The following is a 539-nucleotide window of genomic DNA, read 5'->3' as shown; positions in this document are numbered from 1 at the left end:
CATCCTCGCTTACCATCATACGATGCGCGCGAAATGGCAGCGAACGTCTTGTGGCAGCTCGTCCTCGGCTTCGGGGCGATCTCCCTGGTCTCGGTCGGCGGCGGCATCGCCGTGCTGCCGGAGATGCACCGCCTCGTGGTCGAGGTGCATGGCTGGATGACCGCCGCCGATTTCGCACGCCGCTTCGCGCTGGCGCAGGCGGCGCCGGGGCCGAACGTGCTCTTGGTCGGCCTGTTCGGCTGGCATGTGGGCGGCATCGCCGGGATGCTGACCGCGGTGCTGGCGATGACCCTGCCGACCTCGCTGATGGCCTTCGGCTTTTCCCGGCTCCGGGCCCGGCTGGCGGGCAAGACCTGGCTGCGGACCGCCGAGCGGGGCCTGGTGCCGATCGCGGTCGGCCTGATCGCGGCCTCCGGCCTGATTCTGGCGCGGGGCGCCGCCAGCGGCTGGATTCCGGTGGCGGTCACCGCGGGCTCGACGCTGTTCGTGTGGCGCACGGACTACTCGCCGCTGTGGATCCTGGCGGGCGGGGCGATCGT

At 71.6% G+C, this 539-nt stretch carries 1 protein-coding gene; it reads left to right on the top strand.

Going from position 1 to position 539, the window contains the following annotated elements; all coding sequences use genetic code 11:
- Positions 1 to 33 precede the first annotated feature (33 nt).
- On the top strand, positions 34 to 539 hold a 506-nt coding region (locus GWK15_RS25615; RefSeq protein WP_168044448.1), incomplete at its 3' end, for a chromate transporter.

This window comes from Neoroseomonas oryzicola (genome assembly GCF_012163135.1).
Lineage (GTDB): Bacteria > Pseudomonadota > Alphaproteobacteria > Acetobacterales > Acetobacteraceae > Neoroseomonas > Neoroseomonas oryzicola.
Note: the sequence above shows the minus strand (reverse complement) of the source record. Positions and strands in the feature narration are given on the sequence as shown.